General features: G+C 45.3%; 2 protein-coding genes. Both read right to left on the bottom strand.

The window, feature by feature from the left end; all coding sequences use genetic code 11:
- Positions 1–295: 295 nt before the first annotated feature.
- A complete protein-coding gene (locus tag EWV84_RS19580; RefSeq protein ID WP_287079502.1) occupies positions 296–2227 on the bottom strand; it encodes a transglycosylase domain-containing protein in 1932 nt (643 codons plus the stop codon).
- Between the two features lie 170 nt (positions 2228–2397).
- The gene (locus tag EWV84_RS19575; RefSeq protein ID WP_286827193.1) at positions 2398–2883 is read right to left on the bottom strand and encodes a pentapeptide repeat-containing protein; all 486 of its coding nucleotides are present in this window, start codon (positions 2881–2883) and stop codon (positions 2398–2400) included.
- Positions 2884–3101: the final 218 nt, after the last annotated feature.

Genomic DNA, 3101 nt, shown 5'->3' with positions numbered 1-3101 from the left:
GTTAAAAGTTAAACTTCAAGTTTTTATTCAGGACGAATGTACTGATTAACTAATTTTTTGGGGAAAATTAGTTAACCCATCATTATAACATATAATTAATTTGCAAGAGTTCTAATGAACATCAATGCTGATTTAGCAGCCTAACTATTTATTAGACTGACAGTTTCCGTCTAAAATCACGATTTAGGGTGATTGGACTGACAACTTCATTGTACTTCCAATGGCGATCAACGACTAACAAAGTTCATACTATTTCACGAAAATGTTCGCCGGCATAACCAATTAGATTAACCATCTACTTAACTGTTGGTTTGCGGAATTTAGAAGGAGAAGGAAAATATTCTACTCGTTCATTTTTAAGCGCTTGTGCCATGAAATCGCGCCAAATGGGAGCGGCAAAACCACCACCGGTGATACCTTTACCTAAAGTGCGGTTTCGGTCATCTCCAATCCACACCGCGGTGGCTAATTGGGGAACATAACCGACAAACCAGACATTTTTCTCGTTATCGGTAGTACCGGTTTTTCCCGCTGCCGGACGACCGATTTGGGCCGAGGTGGCTGTTCCTCCCTGAATCACTCCCTGTAACACAGAATTAAGAGAAGCGGTGGCCCAGGGGTCTAAAACTAGCTTCGGTTTGGGTGTATTATCGAGCATGACGTTACCACGGCTATCAGTAACACGCATGATAAAGGTAGGCTCGGAATGCCAGCCATTACTGGCAAAAGTAGCGTAGGCCCCCGCCATTTCCAGAGGTGTCACATCCACGGAACCTAAAGGTAAAGAAGTGACGGCAATTAAAGGACTCTCGAAACCCAACAGACGACAGACTTCAATGACTTTGTTAATCCCGACGCGACGACCGAGAACAACTGCGGGAATATTCAGAGACTGCATCAGAGCGCTACGCAGGGAAACCGGACCAGAAAAGCCGCCACCGTAGTTTTTTGGGCTATAGAAGCCGCCGGCCTCGCGAAAACGTATGGGAGCATCATTAACCACGGTTTCGGGGGTAAAACGACCACTAGCGAAGGCAGTATAATAGACGAAAGGTTTAAAAGCTGACCCCGGTTGACGACGGGATTGAATGGCGCGGTTTAATTGACTTTTATTGTAATCAACGCCACCGACGAGCGCCTTGACGAAATGGGTGCGGGGATCCACTGCGACTAGAGAAATTTGTAGGTCTTTGGTACGAATACCGCGACCACGCAAGCTATTATAGGCCCGTTGGATGGTAGATTCGGCCATGTTTTGAAAGTCGAGATCGATCGTGGTTTGAATCCGCATTCCCCCTTTAGTTAGGGTTTCCTTGCCAAATTTTTGCCGCAATTCTGCCACCACTGCATCGGTAACGTAGGGTAATTTACTTTCTTGCCAAGCGGTGGGTTTACCCAGTTTCAGAGGTTCCTTTAAAGCGGCCTCTTCCTGTGCGGGGGTAATCCAACCTAAGCTACGCATCCGACTGAGAACCAGTGCCTGTCTTTCCTTGGCGGTTTTATAATTATTAAAAGGACTATAAACTTCCGGCGCTTGGATTAATCCGGCCATCATCGCCGATTCTGCTAAATTTAACTCGACAGCGGGTTTATTAAAATAACTTTTAGCGGCGGTTTGCACTCCGTAATTATTATGACCCCAATAGATATTATTGAGGTACATTTCCAGAATGTCATTTTTGCTAAAAACCTGTTCCACTCGTACTGCCAGGACTGCCTCGGCTAATTTACGGCTAACGGTGCGCTGATGGGAAAGAAAAATATTTTTGACTAACTGCATGGTGATAGTAGATGCACCTTCCACCACACCGCCACTTTTCCAGTTAGCGACTACTGCCCGGCCGATACTATTAGGATTAATACCACGATGGTGATAAAAATGGCTATCTTCGATCGCCATCACTGCGCGTTTCAGATTGGGAGATATTTGATCGAGTTCCACCACTTCCCGATTCGCTTCTCCGTGTAAGCTGGTCAGGGGTCTGCCTTTAACATCGTAGATATAACTGGTTTCCGTGGGGACGTAACCCCGTAAAATCCTCACATCGGGTAGATTGCGGTAACTAATCGCCAATCCTACCACAGCCCCCGTCACCACGGCCGTGGATACCATCAACAGGCCGAGAGCGGTTCCTCCTGCAACTCTAGAGACTCCTTGGAAAAAGCTATCCGAGTCACTATTAGGTTTCTGCTCTTTGTCTTGATTGCCGAGGGTACTGGTGGACACGATGGTTACAATTTCCTTTTTCCAAGAGGGGACTGATCGATCGAACTGGTTTGAAAGTCTATTCTAAAGGTTTTGTTAAAAAATCGAATACTAGCTTACCGCAATTATGGCCGATCTGGCTCTAGTTTGATCGGTCATGACAGCGCGATTCGGGGCAGCATAGTTAGGTATCAGCGACAAAATAGGGTATCGCGGGTATTTCTGCCAGTTACTGGGTTAGTTCCCGTCGCTCTCTCACAAAGATATTTTTCCACATCCGAGCGAATAATTGCATCGGTAAAATCGGCCCCGTCGATAATTGCACCTTTGATTAAAATGTTAGTGGCAAAAGCTCCTTCGAGAACGGCATTGGTAAAGTTGGCTTTGGTTAAACGGGCCGATTCTAAATCCACATTTCTCATATTGGCATCGCTAAAGTTGGCCCCCTCCAAGTTGGCAGAAAAAAAGCGTACTCCTTCCAGATTGGCATGACTGAAGTTACTACCGCGCAGATTAGAGTGATCGAAGGTGGAATCGCGCAAATCCTGCCCCGCAAAGTCGTTATCGGTCAAATTGCGATTATTATAACTTAGCGCTTGGGCCGGAGCCAAGGAGAATAATAATACTAATATACTAGCAAAAAAGGTTAGTAGAGTTTTGCGAGAAAATTGCGCCATATTGCCACCTGATCAATCAACCCTTTCTATAATAAGCTGTACTGCATTTAAACCGCCTATTGGAAATTTTAGTACAAATGCTCGAACTACCCGCTTCCCTATAGTTAGTAAAAGTATAGTCAAATATAGACAGACTGAATTCCATTTCAGAAATTCCCTTCACTTTTACTTCGAGAGATTAATTCTCCTTGGGTGAACTACGCACCTCTCTATCCCAT

The sequence above is a fragment of the Microcystis sp. M_QC_C_20170808_M3Col genome, from assembly GCF_007095505.1.
GTDB lineage: Bacteria > Cyanobacteriota > Cyanobacteriia > Cyanobacteriales > Microcystaceae > Microcystis.
Note: the sequence above shows the minus strand (reverse complement) of the source record. Positions and strands in the feature narration are given on the sequence as shown.

Excerpts from the sequence above, each read along its gene's own strand:
- EWV84_RS19575 (WP_286827193.1), bottom strand. The coding sequence starts at position 2,883 with ATGGCGCAATTTTCTCGCAAAACTCTACTAACCTTTTTTGCTAGTATA.